The sequence below is a fragment of the Methanobrevibacter sp. genome (assembly GCF_017432245.1).
In the GTDB taxonomy this organism is placed as follows: Archaea; Methanobacteriota; Methanobacteria; order Methanobacteriales; family Methanobacteriaceae; genus Methanobrevibacter.
Genome location: NZ_JAFRJO010000033.1, coordinates 1 through 18343, shown reverse-complemented (window position 1 = coordinate 18343; position 18343 = coordinate 1). Strand labels below are relative to the sequence as shown.

Here is an 18343-nt window from a genome sequence, read left to right as displayed (position 1 = left end):
TGGTGAATGAAAGTTTTTATGCTAATATAGAAATATGGATAAAGGGTCAGGCACTAAAAAGAAAATTTTGACGATTGTTTTAAGTTTTCTCATTTTATTAATCATAGGATTAGCTGTAGGTATTGTAGTCATTAAGCTAAACAGCGGTCCGGCAAAAATCGATGATTTGCCAATAGATCAACTCGTCAGCAAAATGTTAAGCGATATTAGAAGGTTAGACGTTGACGAATCGATGGATTACATCAACTATAGATTGACACAATATCAAGATGAAGAAATACAATTTGAACTCAAAATGATGAAGGTTAATGTCTATCTAAACTATGATATGCCAGCAGAAGCTATTACTGCAGCAGGGGATATTACCGAAGACGCTCTCACACCGCAATAAAAAATAAAAAAATAGTTATAATAAACTGTCAAAGTTCTCTTGAGCATTCTTATAGAACTTAGCCAGTTCCAACCCATTTACAAAGATATGGCTAACTGTTATGGATACAGTCATCTCATAATTCTCATTGACCTTTCCCCAAGTGATTAAAGGTTGGATTGCATTTCCCGCAGCAGTTGCATTGGTGATTGAATCGAAATCAACCCAAGGGATGCATGAAAAATTAGCAATGTTTATCTTATCCCTTTCCATTGTATCCACATCAAATGCCTTATCAACTCCTTCCAAAACATTAAGCTGATAATCCACAACATAATCATGCCATTTTAGAATGTTATAGAATCTTTGAGGGCCTTCTATCCTTATTTCCTTAAAGACTGTCTCCTCCTTATCCATTATTGGGCAAACTGCATCCAATGACTCGAATTCAATGACCTTGCCGTCAATGATCCTTCTTCTCATTTGAGGAATATCATTCAATGCATTCATCAATGCTCCAAGTGACATGACAAAAAAGGACAAGTCCTGCTCCTTTGATTTAATCCACAAGTTTTCAACATTGACCCTTGCAGACATTGTGTATCTTGAGGACAAGAAGTTTATGAATGGGTTGTTTTCCAAGTCAAAATCTATTTCCTTCATTTGAAACTCCTATTGAATGCAATCAATGAACTATCAAAACAGAGCATTTAGCTGACTTGACGACCTTTTCCGCTACACTGCCCATCAAGAACTTATCAATTCCGCTCTTTCCTGAACTTCCCATAACAACAAGGTCAATGTCTTCCTCATCAATGGTTTCAAGAATTACCCTTGCAGGAGAACCTTCCTTAACCATTGTAGTGATCTTCACATCCACACCACATTCATCTCGAAGCCTTTCCACCTTCTTAAGGTTCTTTTCATTCTCATCCTTAAGCAATCGGTTAACTTCAGAGATGGTTTCAGTATCTGGAAGACCTATTGAAAAAGAGTTTTCAATTACGCTTAAAGCGATTATTTCAGCATTGTTTGTAGCTGCAATTGACAATGCATGCTTTTCAGATATGTCTGAGTATTTTGAGCCATCTGTTGGCAATAGGATCTTTTTATATAACTGTTCACTCATTTTACTCACTTTAGATAAATAATTAGGATAAATATTAGATTATTTGTATGATATCATCAATTTCAGTTCTGTTTATCAAACTTAGATATGGATTATTTGACTTTTGATTTATAATCATGAATTGTCCTTTTTGACCTTCTTCAATGTATGGTTTTTTGATTTTTTCACTTAATGAATCTGCTACACATACCGTTGTTGTTGCCATTTTCAATACTTCAACAGGCGCTATGTAATTCTTAGAGAAACCTTTCATTATCTTTAATGTAAACTCCATTTCTCTAAATAGATTAGGCCTATTTATCATTATATTGTCACTTCCAATCAAGGGCTTAACTCCTGTTTTCAAGACTTCAAAAAGTGGAATGATTCCAACACTCAATGCACCATTTGATCTTGGACATATTGTGAGAGAACTGTTTGATTTTGATAGAAGTCCAATATCATCATTCTTTGGATTGGTCATATGGACAACTTGATTGAATCCTGCTTCAAATGCTCTTTGAGGTTCTGTTTTACCAGTTTTTTCAAGAGATGTGAATTGATTGTCTTCACTTTCAGCCACATGAATTGAAGATATCTTTCCTGCTGCTTCACATTTCTCACAGATGATTTCAGCAACAGTTGTATCGATTTCACCAAAACCGCTTAAACCGATTCCATCAGCATGCTTTAGAAGCTTTCTGATAGCAACCTTGACCTGATGATAATTAAGGTCTTCTCCATAGAATGAGCTGTCTCTTCCAAGAATGATTGGGGTTATTGGAATGTCCTTTGATGCCTCCTTGATAAGCTTGACACCTTCAAGGCCACCTTCACGATAATCGATGAAATGACTGATTCCAAGATTGTGCATGTCCCACATTGACTCCCTCATTGCTTCAATGAGCTCATCATCACTTGCAGACTCCAATGCAAGATGCTTAATCCCATGAGGCGGCTTTACAACTTCATCAAGACTTAAGCCATCTCCCTCATCCTTTATTATGGAATCTCCTATATGAGTATGTGAATTAATGAATCTTGGGCATACAATCTTATCAGATGCATCTATGATTTCCCCTTCCTTTGCATCCTTGGAGATTTCTATGATATTGCCATCATCATCAATGACCATGTTTTCCTTAACAGGAATTAAATCAATGCCTTTTAGGATTAATCCATTTGCTATAGTTTTCATTATTAATAATTATAAAATAAGTTTTATATATTTTTATTTAAAAATGATTAATTAAGAATACTTAATTTTTTTAAGGGATGTGAAAAAATGGAAACAATCAGTGAATTTAAAGGATTAAACGGAAATATTGTAGCATTTAAAGAGGCAGTTGGAGATGTTGAAAAAGTCACATTTTTAGGAACTCCAGGTGTCTGCACTCCTTTTGCAGCATTATTCTCATATGCAATAAGAAATAAGGAATCCCATTTCATTAGTGGAACTAATATTGAAACATGCCACCAATTTGAATTCAAGCCATATGGAATGCAGCTTAATGAAGAAATATCTGACCCTCATGGTTCTGATGCAGTAGTACTCTTAGGTGGGCTTACCATGCCTAAAGCCAATACTGATGTTGATGAATTGAATGAAACCATTGCAGAAATCCTAAAGGATGATGGAAAAATCATTGGTGTTGGATACATGGACATGTTTACCAAAGCAGGTTGGCTAGATAAGGTTGACTTCGACTGCATTGTAGATGGAACATTGACTGGAGTAACCAAAAAATAAGAAAGAATTAAAATACGTTAAAAAAAAAAAAGTAAAAAAATAGTTAAAAAAATTTAATTTAAAATGATTTAACAGTTGAGAGCCATACACTCTCAACTATAAATAATATTTTGGTCAAGGTTTTTTAGTCGAAGACTAAAAAAGCTTGTTGGATAATTCCAATTTTTTATTTATATCCCTTGCTTGAAGAGAGTAATAGACAAAAAATCCTGCCCAGAATACTGCAGCGAAAATGCAAGCTATTACAATCCAAGTAATTATTGGACCAATTCCTAAGCTAATCGGCATCCATTGCAAGTAAACTGCCACAGCAAACAATACACCCATACCAATTACCATTTGGAATATGACTTGAAGTGGAAATGGAACTTCTTCCTTTTCATAAATGAGTCCACTTAAGCTAAATGCCCATCCAACAACAATGGATCCAAAGAAGGCATTTATTATTTCCAAACCAGTGAATGATACATTCTGAAGACCTGCAATATAAGACCCTAATACCATTACAAGCATTACAACAAAGCATCCTACAAATGCTCCCAATGCTAATCTTTCAATCAAATCAATTTTCATATAACCACCTTTACAAATAAGCACAATCAATAAATATCATAAAAATAAATTCATAAATCTAGAGCTTCCTTGAAATCGGATAAGTATTTTCTTGAAATATTATCTTTCAATCCGTTCTTAAGCTCAATAAACATCATTCCCCTTAAGGAAGGTGCCACTCTTTTTATCTTTCTCAAATTGACAATAGTTGTCTTTGAAACCCTTACGAAATTAGAGTCAAGATTCTCTTCAATCTGATAGAGAGGCTTTTTAACCAAATAATCCTTATCCTCTGTGTAGACCTTGTTCTGCTTATCCTCAACTCTAATCATGAAGATGTCTTCAAAGTCAAGAAGAACAATATCCTGTCCCTTTTTTACAGCCAATATTGAATTGTCACCGATTTCTTCTTCATATTCATCTTCATTTTCCAAAAGAACCATTGCCTTTTGAATATTGTCAGTCAATGCATCGGTATAGATTTCTGCATAAGGCTCCTCAAGGTCTTTTGAAACAAATAAATTCACTTTCATAAAATAACCAAACAATTTTTTCTAAATAATTATAATCAATTTAAAATATTGTTTTTCAATAAAATAAACATTTTTAAAATTATGCTTACTTTCTCATTTTTTCCATTTCCTTTTCAATCATTTGATCTCTGTATTTTTCATCAAATTTCTCAAAGAAAACGAATGTCTTAAGATAATGGGACACTAAACCGATTCCCCAGAAAAGGGTTACCCAATAAAACCACCATTCACCACGTGAAAACAAGACATTTATAATAATTAGAATAATGTTTACAGCAATGAAACTGTATAAATGACGATAAAAGCCCATTTTTTCATCTACTCTTCTTTCTGCTCTACTATATAATTCACTTTCAGACATAAAATCACACTTAGTTTTAATTTGTTATTTTTTAATTTTCTAAAATTATTAATGAAATTCCATTTGTTTTTAGATAATATTAGTTAGATTATTCCTATATAAATGAATACTTATCCAAATTAACAAGATGCAGAAATATTGTGCTGAAATGCAAAAATAGGATACTGAAAATATTTTAAAAAAAATATTTTAAAAAATTGATTAAAAAATTGATTTAAAAAATTTAATATATTATTAAAACATACTAATATTACTATAAAATTTAATTATTTTTTCTTATTTTTTTTAAAAATTTTATAACCAATAATTTTGGCAATTGCATCTAATCGACTTGAATGGAGGTGTTAGGATAGAAACAAATAATATAAGATATTTTTACAGAAATATTGTAAAGTCCGGTAAGAAATATCGTATCAAATATAATAATAAGGATTATGGCGAATTCAGTAAACTATCCGACGCTCTCTATGAAAGGGATTGCTTGTTTTACTGCAAGTTTGACTATGATCTTCTCGTGGAATGCGACTTGCCAAACAAGTATGAAAATATGGATCTTCCACCATTTCCAGAAAATCGTCCAAGGGGACGTATTGAAGGAAACCTGAAATTCAAAAAAGATTTGGAAGGGGAAATCGTATTCAACCATAAGGAACGTAAGTTCTGTGTAATAAGAGGGGAAGAAAATTACGGCCAATATGACAGTATGGTTGAAGCTTATTTTGTTAAAAAGACACTAATGGAACATGATTGGGATAGAGCTTGCCTAATCCAGAACAGGAAAATCAGAGAAGACATTTTCCTTAATCAGAAAGTCAAGTCAAGCAAGCCACAACTTCCTAAATACTGTCCTCAATGCGGTAATAGGGTTAAGGAAGAAGACAAGATATGTAAGATTTGTGGTATAAAACTTACAGGAAAATAAGAATTATTTATAAAATAATTTTAAAAAAAAGTTTAAAATAAAAAAAGAAATAGTTGGAAACTCCCAACTAGTAAAAAGATTTTGGTCAAGGTTTTATAGCTGAAGGCTATAAAAGCTTGTCTTTAATAGCATTATAACCGTTTTCAATAGCTTTTAAATTCATTTCATGGAATTTAGGAGCTAAATTGTTTTTCATTGCAGTTTCAACGGTTTCCTTTGAAAGTGGGAAATCATCATTTGCAACACATGCACCTAAAAGCACCATATTCAAGGATAAGATACTGCCTGCATCCTTAGCCAAACCATTTGCTTCTAACGGATAAACAGATTTGAAATTATCTTTTAAATTAGCTATTATATCATCAATTTCAGGATAGGTCTCTCCAGTTTGAGTCAATGTTGAAGGCACAATAGGGAATGTATTAAAGATTAAGGTTGTATCCTTGTTTGCCTTATTCAATCCTCTTAAGACTTCAATAGGTTCAAATGCAAGAATCAAGTCTGCCTTGGATTCCTCGACAATGGAGGATTTGAAGTTTCCTATCTTGAGTTCAGTTGACACAGATCCTCCCCTTTGGCTCATACCGTGAATCTCACTCATTACAACATCATAACCTTCAAGCATTGCAGCTTCACCGATGATTACAGATGTTTTGATAATTCCCTGACCACCTACACCGGAAATGTAAATACTGTAATTCTTATTATCATCGCTAGCCATCTTAATCACCTTTTTTTACTCCAATAGCTTTGTTCGGACAGACTTGTATACAAACGGTACATGATTTACATAATGCCTCATCAACAACTACCTTATCATTTAGATAAGAGATTGCAGGACATGCAAGAGTCTTTACACAAGTAAGGCATTTTACACAATTGTCCTTAATGACCATAGGTGCCTTTTTCTTTTGACCCTTGATTAATGTACATGGGTATCTTGCAATTACAACTGCAACGCCGCCGTATTCAAGTGCTTCCTTGTAAATGTCAACAGTCTTTTTGATGTTATGAGGGTTTACAATCTTCAAGAATTTCACTCCAATAGCTTCCACAATATCCTCGATGGAAACAGCTGGAGCCTCATCTCCCATTCCATCAACAGGAATCCCTGGGTTTGGCTGACCTCCAGTCATTGCAGTGATTCTATTATCTAAAATTGTAAGCACGAACTTATTCTTGTTGTGAACTGCATTTACAAGTGGAGATAAACCACTGTGGAAAAATGTTGAATCTCCAATGAAGCTCATTACATGCTGATTGGTTGCAATTGAGAATCCGCAACCGTCACCTACAGATGAACCCATTGCAAGAAGATAGTCTGCAGTTTCATAAGGAGGGGAAATTCCTAAGGTGTAACATCCAATGTCAGATGCAAATATCATATCTTCCTTAGCATATCCCATTTCCTGATAAGCCTTTACAGCAGCATAATAAGCGGATCTGTGGGAACATCCTGCACATAATGTTGGAGCTCTTGTTGGAATATTATCTATAAGTTCCTTCAATCCATCACTAAATTCCATCTTTTCAACGATTTCAATTAAATCTCCATCAAGGTCTTTGCCATTTTCTGATTTATACTCTTCCAAGAACTCTTTATCATCTACCAAATCAGAAACAACCTTATTGATGGATTCCTTTACAATGTCTGGATTGTATTCATGAACCATTGGGAAAGTTCCATCAAACTTACCATAGACAGGACAATCCAAATTGTTCTCACCTAAAACCGCAAGTACATCCCTTTCAAGTACAGGATCAACTTCCTCTACAATGAATACTCCTTCAAGGTTTTTACAGAAGTCATAAATCAAGTCCTTTGGGGTAGGGTAGGATAATGCAATCTTTAGGATATCCATACCTAAGTTTTCTTGAGATACAACATCATAAGCATAATTGAAGGCACCGCCAGAGGAAATGACACCGTATTTTCCTTGGAGTGTTCCATCTTCAAATGAATAAACCTCATTTACTGGACTTTCATTAGCTGCCTCTTCCAGCTTTTCCATTTTTTCCACTAATCTTGAATGCATAGAGAGTGCATTTGCAGGAACAGGAACAAATTCCCTTGGATTTTTAACGAAGTATCCTTTTAACCAATGCCCATCGGATTCTGATTGCCTGGTAGTTGATTTAGGTTTTTCTATTCCACCACATTCCACAATTCCTCTCATATGAGATACACGAGTACTTGTTCTAAGAATTACTGGAATTCCAAACTGTTCGGATAAGTCAAATCCGTAAACCATCATATCCTTTATCTCTTGAGGAGAGGATGGTTCTAAAATTGGGACAGAGGATAATCTTGAATAGTTTCTTGTATCCTGTTCATTCTGGGAAGAAAAAAGTGAAGGGTCATCTGCTACAAGAATAATCATTCCTCCCTTAACACCAGAATAAGCAGTAGTCATGAATGAATCGGCAGCTACATTCAAACCTACATGTTTCATGAAAGTGAATGACCTGAGGCCACTTGCAGCTGCAGTGGCTGCCACTTCCATAGCTACCTTTTCGTTTGCAGAAAATTCAAAGTACATCTCTACATTTTTAGCAACAACTGATAATATGTTACCTATTTCGGAAGAAGGAGTTCCAGGATAGGTTGCTGCTACAGATACGCCCGCTTCAATAGCTCCTCGAACAGCAGCTTCATTACCTAAAAGGAAAAGCTTGTCTCCTTTTTCACTAGTTACTAATTGATCATAAGCCATATAAATTCACCACACACGAGATCAATCGATTAATATCATAATCTAAAAAATCATCGATTAATCTCTAAACTTTTTATAATAATTGTAAGTATTAGATAATGATTAGAATTCTGAGATTTCATAAAATTATAAAATCTCATAAATTATCATAATAAATTATTAGTTTCTTTACATATTTAATACATGGCATTTTTAAGGAAATTTTAAAGTGATTGCTAAAATATTGAATGAAAGAATATGTTGTAATTAAAAAATACTAAACTTTATAATAAAGCAAATAAAAATATATAAAGTGATTTATTATTATATTATATAAAAAATATAAACAAGTGAAATTTTAGGAAAAATATTAAATTCAATGAAAAATCATATTATAAAAATTATTTGATAGTTTAAAAAGGGATTGCTATGATAACCGTTTATGTTAAAAGATTCAACAAGGAGACAGATGAGGAAGCTCATATTGAATCTTATGAAATTGAAGAATATCCTGGAATGAAAGTGCTTGATGCATTAGAGGCAATAAACAGAAAATATGATGCAGACGTGAGCTTTAGAAGCTCATGTTTAGCTGGTCAATGTGGTTCATGCGGTGTAAAGCTTAATGGAAATGGTGCACTTGCATGTAAGGCAGAAATCAAGGATAATGTATTGATTGAACCATTGGACTTCCCAGTGATTAAGGACTTGGTTGTAGATAGAAGTTCAGCTGATGAAAAGATAAAGCAATTGCAGTTAAGTTTGGATTGCGACAGCGAAACCTCTCATGAAAAGCTTAATCCAGAAGACATCAAGGACACCAAAAAGGTAAGAAGCTGCATTGAATGTTACACTTGCCTTTCCTCTTGTCCAGTGGTAAAACACTTCAAGGAAGACTTCCTCGGACCTTACTACTTAAGATACATCTCCAAGTTTGACTTTGATCCAAGAGATGAATATGACAGACTTATAGAGGCTCTCGACAGCGGAATGTATGCTTGTACAAGCTGCGGCAAATGCGGTTCAATATGTCCTAAAAACATCAACAGCTTTGGAGATGCGATTGAAAAGCTTAGGGCAATGGCTTATGCAAGAGACCTCGGACCACTTGATGCCCATAAGGTCTTTAAGGACAATGTAGTTGCAAGCGGACGTTCTGTAAGCAAACCTGAAGAGCCATTCATTGAAACCATTCACAAGAAATGGGATGAGGAAGGCAAATACTACATCGATGAAGATGAAAACAAGGAAAAGGTTGCATTATTCACTGGTTGTATGGTGGATTACAGAGCTCAAGATGTTGGATATGCGCTACTTGATGTATTGAAAGCAAACAATATTGAAATAGACATTCCTGAAGGCCAAGTATGTTGCGGTTCACCTCTTTTAAGAACAGGCCAAGTTGATGTTGTTCAGGAACTTGTAGACAAGAACAAAGAGATTTTCAAGGATTATGATAAGGTAATCACCATCTGTGCAGGTTGCGGAGCAACCTTAAAGAATGACCATCCGAAATACGGATCCAACCTTAACGTGCAGGATATCAGCGAATTCCTAGTGGATAAGTTAGATCCGAGCAAAATGAAGGAAGTCAATACCAAGGTAACCTGGCATGACCCTTGCCACTTGTCAAGAGGACAAGGAATCAAGGACCAACCAAGGGAAATCATTGAAATGATTCCTGGAGTGGAATTTGAAGAACTCGAGTTCCCTTGCCAATGCTGTGGTGCAGGTGGAGGAATAAAATCTGGTAAGCCTGAAATTGCATTAGAGCTTGCAAAGGACAAGGCAGAAATGGTAAGAGAAACCGGTGCAGATTATGTGACTACAATCTGTCCATTCTGTCAAATCAACATACAAGACGGTTTGAATGAAATTGGTCTTGAAAATGTAAAAATATTAAATCTTATTCAATTACTTAAAATGGCCTATGATGAATAGGCAATAAAATCAACAGAAGATTAGCATGAAAAACAAAAACAAGACAAGCGATAGAGGTAAAGTTAAGGAGATAGTTGAGGATGAAGAGACTATCAGACTTAAGGAAAACATCTATGTTGTTTTTGTAGAATGTGAATCTCCTGGAAATGTTGGCTTTTTAGCAAGAACAATGGGTAACTTTGGACTTCATAAACTGGTTCTAATCAACCCATGCACACTTAAGGATGAAGCATATTATCAAGCTATGCATGCAAGGGAAACCGTTGAAAATGCATTGATTTATGACACAGTTGAAGACTTTGTAAAGGACAAAGAAATTGACTTCATAGTCGGTTCAACTGGAGCTCCTGGAGGAAGCTATAACCTTTCAAGGATTCCAATAAAGCCTGAAGAGCTTGGAAAGTCAATGAACTACAACGATAAGATAGCCATTCTCTTTGGAAGGGAAGGAAACGGATTAACCAATGCAGAAATCGAAATGTGCGATATCACTGTAAGCATTCCAACTGACCCAAGCTATCCCATCATGAACATTTCACATGCAGCTGCAGTTATCCTTTATGAAGTATTCAAAAACAGGAACAATTATCCTGTAGAAGGGCTTGAGGAAAGCACTGCACTTGAAAAGGAATACCTTATAAGCGATATGGAAAAGCTAATCAACACATTATCAATTCCAGATCATAAGAAGAAAAATGGATTGAAAGTATTCAAGAACATTATCAACAGAGCATTCATTACTGGAAGGGAAGCACATACATTCAAGGGCATTTTAAGACGTTTGAATAATAAGATAGAAGAAAATGATAAAGAATAATTAAAAAAAAGCTTTATACTTAAAAAACTTAACAAAAAATATTTAAATATAAATAAGATTATAATATATTAAACTTATAGAAATAAAAATAAAGGGACTAAACTATGGACGATAAAGATAGACGAAAAGGATATTATGAAGATGTGACCACAACATTCGTTAAACACGCTTTTCACACACGATTTTTCCTTTCCAGATTAACCAAAAAATCAAGAATCGCTAAAAAAATCATCGATAAGATTCTATTCGAAGATGATGAGGTTTATGTCCTTCCAAATAAGAAAGCAGTCAACAAGACCATCACTGCAAACATTGAAATCAATCAAAGCTTTGAGAAATCCGAGTCAGAATTTGTGCCAAGCCAAATCATCAAAGAAGTGATAAAAGAGGCAGAAGACATTGTAATCATGCACAAATGTCTCTGCAGATCTTCTGCAAATTGTGAGGATTATCCACAAGATTTCGGTTGTATATTCATTGGTCCCGCAACACGTAAAATAGCTTCAAAATACGGCAGAACTGCAACAGTTGAAGAAGCTTTGGCACATGTTGATGAGGCAGATGAATTAGGATTAAGCCATGTTATCGGTAGAAACAAAATCGATAGCGTTTGGATGAATGTAAGGCCAAAGGAAAAACTCCTGACAATCTGCCATTGCTGTCCTTGCTGTTGCCTATGGAAAGTTCTTCCAGACCTTGATGATGACATCAGCAATAAGGTGATGAGACTTGAAGACGTTGAAGTGCATACAGTAAGCGATAACTGTAAGATGTGCAGACAATGTTTAGGTGATGACGTTTGCTTTGGAAATGCAATCTATATTGAAGACGGCAAAATAAAGATTGATCAAGACAAATGTGTTGGCTGTGGACACTGCGTTCAAACATGCAAATTCGATGCAATTGAATTGGAATACAGTCAAAAATCCATTGATTCTGTGGTAAATAGAATCGGAGAATTAGTTGATTATAAAAAATAATTAACTAATTAACTTATTTTACTTTTTTTTAACTTTTTTTATGAAAAAATCTAATTTTATAAAAACTTATAATAATAATTAAATAGAAAAATTAAAATGTTAAATTATTAAGTTAAATTATTTCATTTAATAACTTATTTAATAACTATTCTAATTAATTAAAAATTATTTTACTTATGGAGAAATATTAATGAATCATGAAAAAATGTTTAATATTGCACGTAAAAGAGGTTTCTTATGGCCATCTTTTGAGATTTACTCAGGAGTCTCTGGATTTACCGATTACGGACCTCTTGGAGCAAGCCTAAAGAATAACATCATGCAAAAGTGGAGAAAGCAATACATTGCAGGAGAAGGTTTCCACGAAATCGAAGGGCCAACTGTAATGCCTAAGGAAGTGTTGAAGGCATCCGGACACGTTGACAACTTTACAGATCCAATGACCAAATGTCTCTCTTGCGGTGAAGTGTTTAGAGCAGACCACATCATTGAAGAGGCAATCGGAGAAGATGTTGAAAGCTTGGAAAACAGCGAAATGGATGAAATCGTAAAGGAAAACAATATCAAATGTCCAAGCTGTGGCGGCGACTTGGCAAACATCTGGAACTACAACTTGATGTTCAAGACTGAAATCGGAGCAAAAGGTGACAAAGTAGGTTACATGAGACCTGAAACCGCTCAAGGAATTTTCATCCTATTCAAACGTTTATCAAGATTCTTTAAAAACAAGCTTCCATTCGGTGCTGTGCAACTTGGAAAAGCATACAGAAACGAAATCTCTCCAAGACAAGGGGTAATTCGTTTAAGAGAATTCACCCAAGCTGAAGCTGAAATATTCTTGGACCCTAAAGACAAGACCCATCCTAAATTCAGCCAAATAGCTGATGAAATATTATACTTATCATCTCAAGATGTTCAAATGAATGATAAGGAAACCTTGGAAATCACTGCTCAAGAAGCTTTAGACCAAGGTGTCGTATCATCTGAAACATTGATCTATCAATTGTATCTTGCAAGAAAATTCCTTAAGGAATTGGGAATTCCTGATGAGGTCTTGAGATTCAGACAACACTTGCCTGGAGAAATGGCTCACTATGCACTTGACTGCTGGGACGTGGAATGCTTAACCGACCAATATGGTTGGGTAGAAATCATCGGTATTGCAGACAGAGGAAACTATGACCTAACTGCACACAGCCAGTTCAGTAATGAGGAATTAAGCATTTACATGGAATACGATGAGCCTAAGCTTGTATCAAAAACCATTGTAAAGCCTAACTTAAAGCTATTCGGACCTGCATTCAAAGGTGACTCTCCAAAAATCAAAACTTACATTGAAAACTTATCAGATGATGAAGTCTTAGCGCTTAAGGAACAAATCGAAAGTGAAGGAAAATTCATTCTTGAACTGGACAACACATTCGAGATTCTTGAAGAGCACTTGATCTTTGAAGACATTGAAGAAGAGGTTAAAGGGGAAAGAATCATTCCTCACGTAATTGAACCTTCATTCGGTATCGACCGTATCCTTTACTGCACATTATTGCATTCTTTCAAGACTGAAGAAGATGGATTCGATAAGGAATACTTCAAGTTTGCAAAGGAAATTGCACCAATTCAAGTAAGTGTCTTCCCATTGATGAACAAGGAAGGGCTCGGTGAAATAGCAATTGACATCACTCATAAATTACGTGAAGCTGGTTTCACTGTAGACAATGACACTTCAGGAACCATCGGTAAAAGATATGCTCGTGCTGATGAAGTAGGTGTTCCAATAGCTATTACAGTGGACTTTGACACTAAAGAGGACAATACTGTAACAATAAGAGATAGGGACACTGAAGAACAGGAAAGAGTAAAAATAGAAGATTTAAAAGAAGTTATTGAAGCAAAACTTCAATAATCTTTTTTTAACTTTTTACATTTTATAAAAATTTCCCAATACTTTTTTTTAACTTTTAAAAAAAAATAAATTTTACCACCAACCTTTTTTTAATCAATTAAAGTGCTCTTATTGACTTTTCAGAAAACTTCTTAAATAAAATTCTAGCCCATTTTATACCATCAGAATATTCATTGAGAATAAAGCAGGAATTGTCAAAAAGCCCATCCTTAAAAAACAAACTTAAAGACATGAAATCATCACAGATTGTCAGGAATATCTTTAAGTCATAATCAACTTTTCTAATTATCACTTGGCCATTTTTTGAAAAATCAACCAAGTCTTCATAATATTTGGATTTCTTTAAGGAGGACAATACCTCTTCATTTGTAATCAAAAGCAAGTTATCCCCGTTTTCCAGATTTTCCAAAATTATCTCCAAATGTTCCTCTAGGAATATAGGCAAAATTATTTCCATATTGCCACAATTGCTTAAGAGTTCAAGGTATCTTGTAAAGGATTTAGAAAGGTTATGTTCATCAGACTCTACAAAAACAGAATCCTTAAGCAAATAAGTATTTTTAAATGATTCACTAGGAATGGATTCTATCGAATGGTTCAGCCAAAAATCCCTATTGATTTCAAAGATATACAAATCCTTAAAAAGCTTTTTCAAGCTTGCAGAACATAGGACTCCCTTAGACGATAAGGAATACTTTTTAAAATTTTTCTTGATTAAATTAATCCGTTCCAATTCCTTTAATCCATGCAAAATTGAAGCAGATGGCTTATCCAATTCCTCTCTAAAATCATTCAAATCATACTCCCTATCTGATAATAACAAAAGCAGCAAAGGCCTCATCTTTGAAGCCAATAAAAATCGAACAGTTAAAAAATCATTATAGTTTTTTGGTGAATCTCTCTCATTAAACATTAAACCACCTAAATTTAAAATAAATTAACAAAAAATAAAGCATTTTCTAAAAAATCAATTCAGAATCAATGCCAAAGCGCTTTGAGCATATGAATCAAAAATACTTAATCCCCAATTGATTGCCTTTTTCCTATTGGATATCAATAATCTGTTTTGATCATAAGTTCCATCCAGCTTAAACAGTCCAACTGTAATGAATTCATTGGAAATGGCAAGAGCAATCTTGATATCTTCCTCCAAGTATTTTATGGAAAAATTGCCATCATAAATGCCTTTTTTAACAATATCCTTTCCAATGTCTCTTATAAAGCTATCCAATATGTCCTTAGAAACTATCAATTCAACCTTGATTCCTTTTAAGATCAATCTCCTAATCAATTTAGGATATTCTGGGTGGAGATATGGAAATATGACCTTCAAAGATTTTGAATTTTTAAATAATCTCTTAAACTCCTTATGGGTCTTATAAATATCCATTGAATTGCATCTTATCAACTCAGAGCCCTCCAAAGAGGACAATTTATTCAAATCTTCAAGGGATAATGAACTTATATCATGATTCAGCCAGAAATCAGAGTTGTTGCTTATTGTTGCTATAACGTCTCTAAAATCCATCAAAATAGTGGTATAAATCAATCCTAAATTTGTTAGCTGGAAGCTGTTATGAATCTTTTCAACATAACCTTCTGCACATAACTTATGGATATTGCTTGAAATTGAACTGTAGCTTAATAGGGACCTTTTATTGATATCCCTTATTTTTAAGGGACCATTCAACAAGTCTATCAAGACTTTTATTCTAATATCAGAATTGTTTAAAAACTTTAACTCATCTCCAACAACTGAGAAATAATACATATTATCACCATTTATATACACTATCAAATCATTGATAAACTAAAATGCCTTTAATTTTATATAAACCATGATTTTATAAAATATGAATTTAATATAAAAACAACAAAAAATCAAACAGAAAAAATAACTAAAATTAAACCTCACTGCCCAAAACACCCCAATCAAACCAATAACCGAAAGAAAAAAGTTAAAGATTTGATAAAAAATCAATGTTAACAAATAGTTAACTCAATTAATAATTTTCATAAACCCCTATATAAACATATTAGAAAAACAGAGCTCAGAATTTCAATATGACATCAATATTGATGTGAAACTGTTAATTTTTTAAAAAAATAATGAATTTAAATGATTTTTAGAAAAAAATAATATATACAACAAATCAAATAATAATTAGAAACAAATTTTTTAACTATTAAAATATATTTTAACTGCAAAATTCCAATGAAAGTAAAAAAAATATAATCCTAACAATGGTGAAAATATGATTGATACACATATGCATGCTGATTCAAGAAGCAGCGAAGACTTTGAGAAAATGTTTATTAGCGGAATAGATACTGCAATCACCTGCTCTTTCTATCCATATAAGATTGATAACAACCCAGAAATACTTTTAAACCACTTGAATAGAATCCTAAACTTTGAACCAAGAAGAGCGGGAGAATACGGTCTTGACTTAAGGGTTGCACTGGGGATTCATCCAGCCAATGCATTGGAAAATAATGGAATCATTTTTGAAGCATTGGAAACTTGGATAGAAAACAAGGACATAATAGCTATTGGGGAAATAGGCTTGGATGAGAATACTGAAATTGAAAAGGAAGTCTTTAAAAAGCAATTGGAATTGGCAGAGAATACAAAATCAAAAGTCATCATCCACACTCCAAGAAAAAACAAGCTTGAAGTCCTAAAAGACATTAAGGAAATAGTTCTTGAAAGCATTAATCCAAAGCTTGTAGTCATCGATCATATAAACCTTAACACCATTGAAGAGATAATCGATGAGGAGTTTACCATAGGATTGACTGTACAGCCTCAAAAGATGGAAGTTGAAGAGGCAATTGAAATATTGGACAAATACGGCTTTGATAAATTCCTATTGAATAGTGATATAAGCAATAAGCCATCCAATCCGCTTTCCGTTCCAAAAACAGTTAGAACATTAAAAAGATTAGGATACGATAAAAAAGAGATAGATAAGGTAGCATTTGAAAATGCTAAAAAGTTTTTCAATATTTAAATTGAAAAAAAATTTTAAACTTAAAAGTTTTTCAATATTGATAAAGGGAATAAAAAAATTTTAAACTTAAAAGTTTTTCAATATTGATAAAGGGAATAATTAAAAAATTATTCCTTAATTAATTTTTCTACAATCAATGTAGCTGATTCAACCATTTTAGGACAGAATTCAGTGAAAAGATTGTTTTCCACGGCATATTCAACTCCCTCTTTAGTTCTAATGTCACAGCCTAACAATTCATTGCAGATATAAGAACCGTTTTTTGATTCAAATTCCTCTAAAAACTTGACACAGACATCATCGGACTTTAGCTTGCTGTCAATATCACCGACTTCACTTTGGCCATACTTCAATCCTAAAGCCATTAATGCACCGGCGCATGCTCCACAAACTTCACCTTTACGCATGCCGCTTCCAAAGCATCCTCCAATTTTTAGTGCTTGCTTTTCATCAAGACCTAATTCATCAGAAAAGCTTGCAAAAACAGCCTGTGCACAATTGAACTTCAATCCGAATAATTCCACTGATCTTTCTACATGACTCATGATTCCACTCCAATAGATAAATTGAAAATAAATTAATTAAAATAAATTAAAATAATTAAAATAATTGATAAAAAATTAATAAAAAAAGAATTTAAAATACTTGAAAAAAATAAAAAAATAGAAAAAAGAAAAGTAAATAGGAAAAACAATATGAGTATTGTTCCAATTAATCTTTTCTAACTAATTTAACTCTAGATGGAGTTACAATAATTAAGTTTTTGTCTTCAGATTGTGAAAGCAAAATTGCTTCTGCACCATATTGGTGTCTTAAAAGCTTTAAGATTTCTCCTGCTTGTCTAAAGTCTTTTTCACTTTGTTTTTCAAGGAATTTTAAATCAAGAATGACAGGATTGTTTTCTTCAACGATTTGGTCAAAAATGTAATCCATATCATCAACGGATTTTGGTCTGATTAAAACGATTTCATAAAAAGTTTGTTCTGGAGAAATGCTAGTAAATTCATCTTCAAAAAATTCATCTTCTCCGTAATCACCAATTCCGTATGCAGTGCCAAAGTCATCTTCTTCAAAACCAAGGCTTTTCTTTAAGTTATCAGTAAAACTCATTTTGATCTTCCCTTAAATTCGATAAATAAAATTGATTAAATTAATTTAAATAAATTTAAAAAAATTTTAAAATTTTATACATATTTTTTAAAAAATTTGTTTATTAATTTAAAAGTTTAATAAATTAAACTTTGTTACATTAAAGTATATATTTTTTTATAGTTATAAAAGTTATTATTTTTTTTAAAAAAAATGATTATAAAAATAGATTCGAAAATATTTAAAAAAAATAATAAAAAAAGAATTTAAAATACTTGAAAAAAATAAAAAAATAGAAAAAAGAAAAGTA

General features: G+C 33.1%; 20 protein-coding genes. 8 read left to right on the top strand and 12 right to left on the bottom strand.

Translation table 11 applies throughout. The features are described from left to right. The first annotated feature begins 34 nt into the window (after positions 1–34). The gene (locus IJI80_RS02990) at positions 35–391 is read left to right on the top strand and encodes a hypothetical protein (RefSeq protein ID WP_292787520.1); all 357 of its coding nucleotides are present in this window, start codon (positions 35–37) and stop codon (positions 389–391) included. A 15-nt stretch (positions 392–406) separates the two neighbouring features. On the opposite strand, the gene IJI80_RS02985 is transcribed toward IJI80_RS02990, so the two are convergent. The 3 genes from IJI80_RS02985 to IJI80_RS02975 are packed head-to-tail and all read right to left on the bottom strand — an operon-like array spanning position 407 to position 2676. Continuing rightward, entirely contained in the window at positions 407–1033 is a 627-nt protein-coding gene (locus IJI80_RS02985; protein WP_292787519.1) for a CatA-like O-acetyltransferase, read from the bottom strand. A 22-nt stretch (positions 1034–1055) separates the two neighbouring features. Beyond that, the gene (locus IJI80_RS02980) at positions 1056–1499 is read right to left on the bottom strand and encodes a universal stress protein (RefSeq protein WP_292787517.1); all 444 of its coding nucleotides are present in this window, start codon (positions 1497–1499) and stop codon (positions 1056–1058) included. A 34-nt stretch (positions 1500–1533) separates the two neighbouring features. Beyond that, the gene (locus IJI80_RS02975) at positions 1534–2676 is read right to left on the bottom strand and encodes an amidohydrolase family protein (protein ID WP_292787515.1); all 1143 of its coding nucleotides are present in this window, start codon (positions 2674–2676) and stop codon (positions 1534–1536) included. An 87-nt stretch (positions 2677–2763) separates the two neighbouring features. On the opposite strand from IJI80_RS02975, the gene IJI80_RS02970 reads away from it, so the two are divergent. Further along, on the top strand, positions 2764–3228 hold the full coding sequence (locus tag IJI80_RS02970) for a DUF2124 family protein (protein ID WP_292787513.1): 465 nt from the start codon (positions 2764–2766) through the stop codon (positions 3226–3228). A gap of 135 nt (positions 3229–3363) precedes the next feature. On the opposite strand, the gene IJI80_RS02965 is transcribed toward IJI80_RS02970, so the two are convergent. From IJI80_RS02965 to IJI80_RS02955, 3 genes are all read right to left on the bottom strand, one after another. Next, positions 3364–3801: a DUF3021 domain-containing protein gene (locus tag IJI80_RS02965; protein ID WP_292787512.1), complete on the bottom strand. Its 438-nt coding sequence runs from the start codon at positions 3799–3801 to the stop codon at positions 3364–3366. Between the two features lie 50 nt (positions 3802–3851). Then, a complete protein-coding gene (locus IJI80_RS02960) occupies positions 3852–4313 on the bottom strand; it encodes a LytTR family DNA-binding domain-containing protein (RefSeq protein WP_292787511.1) in 462 nt (153 codons plus the stop codon). 85 nt (positions 4314–4398) lie between these two features. Further along, entirely contained in the window at positions 4399–4674 is a 276-nt protein-coding gene (locus tag IJI80_RS02955) for a 2TM domain-containing protein (protein ID WP_292787509.1), read from the bottom strand. A gap of 547 nt (positions 4675–5221) precedes the next feature. On the opposite strand from IJI80_RS02955, the gene IJI80_RS08295 reads away from it, so the two are divergent. Then, the gene (locus tag IJI80_RS08295) at positions 5222–5596 is read left to right on the top strand and encodes a zinc ribbon domain-containing protein (RefSeq protein WP_365953720.1); all 375 of its coding nucleotides are present in this window, start codon (positions 5222–5224) and stop codon (positions 5594–5596) included. 106 nt (positions 5597–5702) lie between these two features. On the opposite strand, the gene IJI80_RS02945 is transcribed toward IJI80_RS08295, so the two are convergent. Both IJI80_RS02945 and iorA read right to left on the bottom strand, forming a co-directional pair. Further along, positions 5703–6317, bottom strand: a complete 615-nt coding sequence (locus tag IJI80_RS02945; RefSeq protein WP_292787507.1) for an indolepyruvate oxidoreductase subunit beta — start codon at positions 6315–6317, stop codon at positions 5703–5705. A 1-nt stretch (position 6318) separates the two neighbouring features. Beyond that, entirely contained in the window at positions 6319–8310 is a 1992-nt protein-coding gene (iorA, locus tag IJI80_RS02940) for an indolepyruvate ferredoxin oxidoreductase subunit alpha (protein ID WP_292787506.1), read from the bottom strand. Between the two features lie 408 nt (positions 8311–8718). Here iorA and tfrB point away from each other — a divergent pair, with 408 nt between their 5' ends. The 4 genes from tfrB to glyS all read left to right on the top strand — a co-directional run bounded on the left by tfrB (position 8719) and on the right by glyS (position 13930). Further along, positions 8719–10230, top strand: a complete 1512-nt coding sequence (tfrB, locus tag IJI80_RS02935) for a fumarate reductase (CoM/CoB) subunit TfrB (RefSeq protein ID WP_292787505.1) — start codon at positions 8719–8721, stop codon at positions 10228–10230. A gap of 25 nt (positions 10231–10255) precedes the next feature. Further along, positions 10256–11047, top strand: coding sequence for a TrmJ/YjtD family RNA methyltransferase (locus IJI80_RS02930; protein WP_292787504.1), 792 nt, complete (start codon positions 10256–10258; stop codon positions 11045–11047). Positions 11048–11151: 104 nt separating this feature from the next. Then, positions 11152–12027, top strand: coding sequence for a 4Fe-4S binding protein (locus IJI80_RS02925; RefSeq protein ID WP_292787503.1), 876 nt, complete (start codon positions 11152–11154; stop codon positions 12025–12027). A gap of 190 nt (positions 12028–12217) precedes the next feature. Then, positions 12218–13930 carry a glycine--tRNA ligase gene (glyS, locus tag IJI80_RS02920; protein WP_292787501.1) on the top strand — a complete coding sequence of 571 codons (1713 nt, stop codon included), beginning with the start codon at positions 12218–12220 and terminating at the stop codon, positions 13928–13930. A 97-nt stretch (positions 13931–14027) separates the two neighbouring features. Here the strand turns inward: glyS and IJI80_RS02915 are convergent, their stop codons facing one another. Further along, the gene (locus IJI80_RS02915; protein WP_292787500.1) at positions 14028–14843 is read right to left on the bottom strand and encodes a transcriptional regulator FilR1 domain-containing protein; all 816 of its coding nucleotides are present in this window, start codon (positions 14841–14843) and stop codon (positions 14028–14030) included. Between the two features lie 54 nt (positions 14844–14897). Then, on the bottom strand, positions 14898–15701 hold the full coding sequence (locus tag IJI80_RS02910; RefSeq protein ID WP_292787499.1) for a transcriptional regulator FilR1 domain-containing protein: 804 nt from the start codon (positions 15699–15701) through the stop codon (positions 14898–14900). Positions 15702–16185: 484 nt separating this feature from the next. Here IJI80_RS02910 and IJI80_RS02905 point away from each other — a divergent pair, with 484 nt between their 5' ends. After that, positions 16186–16944, top strand: a complete 759-nt coding sequence (locus tag IJI80_RS02905) for a TatD family hydrolase (RefSeq protein ID WP_292787497.1) — start codon at positions 16186–16188, stop codon at positions 16942–16944. Positions 16945–17051: 107 nt separating this feature from the next. On the opposite strand, the gene IJI80_RS02900 is transcribed toward IJI80_RS02905, so the two are convergent. Continuing rightward, positions 17052–17489 carry a C-GCAxxG-C-C family protein gene (locus IJI80_RS02900; protein ID WP_292787496.1) on the bottom strand — a complete coding sequence of 146 codons (438 nt, stop codon included), beginning with the start codon at positions 17487–17489 and terminating at the stop codon, positions 17052–17054. A 166-nt stretch (positions 17490–17655) separates the two neighbouring features. Beyond that, on the bottom strand, positions 17656–18054 hold the full coding sequence (sepF, locus tag IJI80_RS02895) for a cell division protein SepF (RefSeq protein WP_292787495.1): 399 nt from the start codon (positions 18052–18054) through the stop codon (positions 17656–17658). Positions 18055–18343: the final 289 nt, after the last annotated feature.

Coding starts and splice junctions, on each gene's coding strand:
- IJI80_RS02990 (WP_292787520.1), top strand. CDS start 35: ATGGATAAAGGGTCAGGCACTAAAAAGAAAATTTTGACGATTGTTTTA.
- IJI80_RS02985 (WP_292787519.1), bottom strand. CDS start 1,033: ATGAAGGAAATAGATTTTGACTTGGAAAACAACCCATTCATAAACTTC.
- IJI80_RS02980 (WP_292787517.1), bottom strand. CDS start 1,499: ATGAGTGAACAGTTATATAAAAAGATCCTATTGCCAACAGATGGCTCA.
- IJI80_RS02975 (WP_292787515.1), bottom strand. CDS start 2,676: ATGAAAACTATAGCAAATGGATTAATCCTAAAAGGCATTGATTTAATT.
- IJI80_RS02970 (WP_292787513.1), top strand. CDS start 2,764: ATGGAAACAATCAGTGAATTTAAAGGATTAAACGGAAATATTGTAGCA.
- IJI80_RS02965 (WP_292787512.1), bottom strand. CDS start 3,801: ATGAAAATTGATTTGATTGAAAGATTAGCATTGGGAGCATTTGTAGGA.
- IJI80_RS02960 (WP_292787511.1), bottom strand. CDS start 4,313: ATGAAAGTGAATTTATTTGTTTCAAAAGACCTTGAGGAGCCTTATGCA.
- IJI80_RS02955 (WP_292787509.1), bottom strand. CDS start 4,674: ATGTCTGAAAGTGAATTATATAGTAGAGCAGAAAGAAGAGTAGATGAA.
- IJI80_RS08295 (WP_365953720.1), top strand. CDS start 5,222: ATGGATCTTCCACCATTTCCAGAAAATCGTCCAAGGGGACGTATTGAA.
- IJI80_RS02945 (WP_292787507.1), bottom strand. CDS start 6,317: ATGGCTAGCGATGATAATAAGAATTACAGTATTTACATTTCCGGTGTA.
- iorA (WP_292787506.1), bottom strand. CDS start 8,310: ATGGCTTATGATCAATTAGTAACTAGTGAAAAAGGAGACAAGCTTTTC.
- tfrB (WP_292787505.1), top strand. CDS start 8,719: ATGATAACCGTTTATGTTAAAAGATTCAACAAGGAGACAGATGAGGAA.
- IJI80_RS02930 (WP_292787504.1), top strand. CDS start 10,256: ATGAAAAACAAAAACAAGACAAGCGATAGAGGTAAAGTTAAGGAGATA.
- IJI80_RS02925 (WP_292787503.1), top strand. CDS start 11,152: ATGGACGATAAAGATAGACGAAAAGGATATTATGAAGATGTGACCACA.
- glyS (WP_292787501.1), top strand. CDS start 12,218: ATGAATCATGAAAAAATGTTTAATATTGCACGTAAAAGAGGTTTCTTA.
- IJI80_RS02915 (WP_292787500.1), bottom strand. CDS start 14,843: ATGTTTAATGAGAGAGATTCACCAAAAAACTATAATGATTTTTTAACT.
- IJI80_RS02910 (WP_292787499.1), bottom strand. CDS start 15,701: ATGTATTATTTCTCAGTTGTTGGAGATGAGTTAAAGTTTTTAAACAAT.
- IJI80_RS02905 (WP_292787497.1), top strand. CDS start 16,186: ATGATTGATACACATATGCATGCTGATTCAAGAAGCAGCGAAGACTTT.
- IJI80_RS02900 (WP_292787496.1), bottom strand. CDS start 17,489: ATGAGTCATGTAGAAAGATCAGTGGAATTATTCGGATTGAAGTTCAAT.
- sepF (WP_292787495.1), bottom strand. CDS start 18,054: ATGAGTTTTACTGATAACTTAAAGAAAAGCCTTGGTTTTGAAGAAGAT.